The organism is Burkholderia sp. LMG 13014 (assembly GCF_905232215.1).
Classification (GTDB): domain Bacteria; phylum Pseudomonadota; class Gammaproteobacteria; order Burkholderiales; family Burkholderiaceae; genus Burkholderia.
Genome location: NZ_CAJNKE010000772.1, coordinates 1 through 2382 on the forward strand (window position 1 = coordinate 1; position 2382 = coordinate 2382).

Annotated in this window: 4 protein-coding genes; all 4 read left to right on the forward strand. The window is 66.4% G+C overall.

What is annotated here, in order from left to right; translation table 11 throughout:
• Window positions 1-404 (forward strand): methyl-accepting chemotaxis protein (locus JYJ84_RS34385; protein ID WP_240201944.1); only part of this gene is annotated, 404 nt, incomplete at its 5' end.
• Window positions 401-982: a hypothetical protein gene (locus tag JYJ84_RS34390; protein ID WP_175221585.1), complete on the forward strand. Its 582-nt coding sequence runs from the start codon at window positions 401-403 to the stop codon at window positions 980-982. The genes JYJ84_RS34385 and JYJ84_RS34390, both read left to right, overlap by 4 nt.
• A 32-nt stretch (window positions 983-1014) precedes the next feature.
• The gene (locus JYJ84_RS34395) at window positions 1015-1974 is read left to right on the forward strand and encodes a chemotaxis protein CheX (protein ID WP_122949377.1); all 960 of its coding nucleotides are present in this window, start codon (window positions 1015-1017) and stop codon (window positions 1972-1974) included.
• Between the two features lie 40 nt (window positions 1975-2014).
• Window positions 2015-2380 (forward strand): response regulator, encoded by a 366-nt coding sequence (locus JYJ84_RS34400; protein ID WP_011355572.1) that lies wholly within the window; start codon window positions 2015-2017, stop codon window positions 2378-2380.
• Window positions 2381-2382: the final 2 nt, after the last annotated feature.

Genomic DNA, 2382 nt, shown 5'->3' on the forward strand with positions numbered 1-2382 from the left:
ACGAAGCCGCGCGTCTGCGCGGGCTCGCGGGCACCTTCGAGCGCTGGCACGAGCAGATGATCTCGCTGACCACGCAGAACCAGGACATGCGCACGAAGAACCTGGAACTGTCGGCGATCGTCGCGCACGTGTCGATCGTGTCGCTGAACGCGTCGATCGAGGCCGCGCGCGCCGGTACGGCCGGGCGCGGCTTCTCGATCGTCGCGAGCGAGGTGCGCGGACTGGCCGCGCGCTCGCAGCAGCTGTCGAACAGCTATCGCGACAGCCTGAACCGCAACGATCTCGTGACGGCCGCGACGTTCCAGGACATCCAGGCCGGCGGCAAGATGATCACGGCCGCGCTCGCGACCGTCGAGACGCTGGCCGGGCAACTGCACGCGCGGATCGAAGGAGGTGCGGCGTGATCAGCGCGCAGGCGAAAGCCGGCTTCGAACGGATCTTCTTCGACGCGGCGCGCACGCGGCTCGCGTCCGGCGGCGCGTGCGACATCCGGCCTGCCGCCGGCCACGCACACGACGGGCAGGATCACGCGCTCGCGAAGTCGCGCACGAAGCCGAAGGTGCCCGAGCATGTCGCGGTGCTGACGATCTCGGCGCTGCATTTCCGCCTGCTGCTCGCGCTGCGCTTCAGCGACGACGACGCGACGCGTCGTCATTTCGCCGGTGCGACGGCGGGCACGAGCAGCCAGCGGCCGCTGTCCGAAGCGTTCATGGAAGTCGCGAACCTGTGCTGCGGCGCGATCAACCAGGCACTGACCGCACCGTTTCCGGACCTGGGAATGTCGACGCCTTATCTGCTGAGCGGATCGAGCATCGACTACCTGCCCGCGCTGGCACCGAATCACGTGGCCGCCTACGACCTGACGCTCGACGGCGACGTGCGGGTCGGTGCGACGTTGTGCGTGTGCGCGAACGCGCCGGTCGATTTCCATGTGCCGGAGTCGGCCACGGTGGATACCGGCGGCGAACTCGAACTGTTCTGACCGACCCTGACAGACCATTAGGAACCCTTGAGATGACTTTAGACAAGCCTGTCAGCAAGGTGCTCGTGCTCGACGACAGCCGCGCGCATGCCGATACGATCAAGCGTTTCTGCGACGAGCACAACCTGGTCGGACTGACCGTGCGGCGCAACCGGCTGCTGAAGGTGCTGCGCTCGAACATCGACCTCGGCGCGATCCTGCTGGCCGAGGATTACGGCGGCTCGCCGGCCGAGAGCGCGATCATCGCGACGCAGATCGATGCGCTGCGCCCCGAACTGCCGATCATCCTGCGCCGCGAATCGCTCGCGTCGCGCGACGGGTTGCCGGAAGCGCTTGCGCGCGTCGCGTGCGCGGCCTACGTCGCGGACGACATGACGCCGCTCAAGCGCGCGATCGACGAATACCTGTTCGGCCGCGATTACCCGAACGCGCTCGTGCGCGGCATCTCGGAGATCACCGAGGCGCGCATCGACAGCCTGTTCCCGGGCATGACGATCGAGCACGAGACGCCGTGCATCGTGCGCGACCAGATCATCTTCGGCGAAGTGTTCAGCCTGATCGCGCTCGAAAGTGCGTGGTGCCGCGGCTACATGCTGCTGCAGACGAGCGAGCAGCCGCTGCTCGACATGCTCGGCGGCACGCGTGACGCCGGCCGCGCGCCGGATTTCCGCGACGTGAACAGCGTGCTCGGCGAGCTGACCAACCTCGTGTGGGGTGCGTTCAAGAACCGCTATCTCGGCGATGCCGAGGCACTGGCGCGCCATCCGGTGCAGGTGCCGCTCGTCGTCAATCACAAGCAGAAGTTCATCTCGTTCGGCGGCGATTGCCCGCAGCTCTGCTTCAAGTACCGGATGACCGACCCGGCATCGGGGCGATCCGTCTGCCTCGACCAGCGCTTCGTGTTCAGCCTCAGCTGGTCGCCGGAGGATTTCCGCGAATCGGTGCAGGACGTGGGGCCGATGGTCGAATCGGGCGAACTCGAACTGTTTTGAATGTTGAAGTCAGCAACAAGGAAAGGAAGGGGAATACGACATGGCAAAGATTCTGGTGGTCGACGATTCGGGTACGGTGCGCGACGAGGTCGCGGGCTTCCTGCGCAATCACGGGCTTGACGTCGCGACGGCCGTCGACGGCAAGGACGGCCTCGCGAAGCTCAAGGCGACGCCCGGCGTGCGCCTCGTGATCAGCGACGTGAACATGCCGAACATGGACGGCCTGACGATGGTCGAGAAGATCCGCGGCGAACTGGCGAACTCGACGGTCAACGTCGTGATGCTGACGACCGAAAGCAGCCCGGCGATGAAGGAGCGCGGCAAGGCCGCCGGCGTGAAGGGCTGGATCGTGAAGCCGTTCAAGGGCGACGCGGTGCTCGACGCGCTGAAGAAACTCGCGGGCTGACG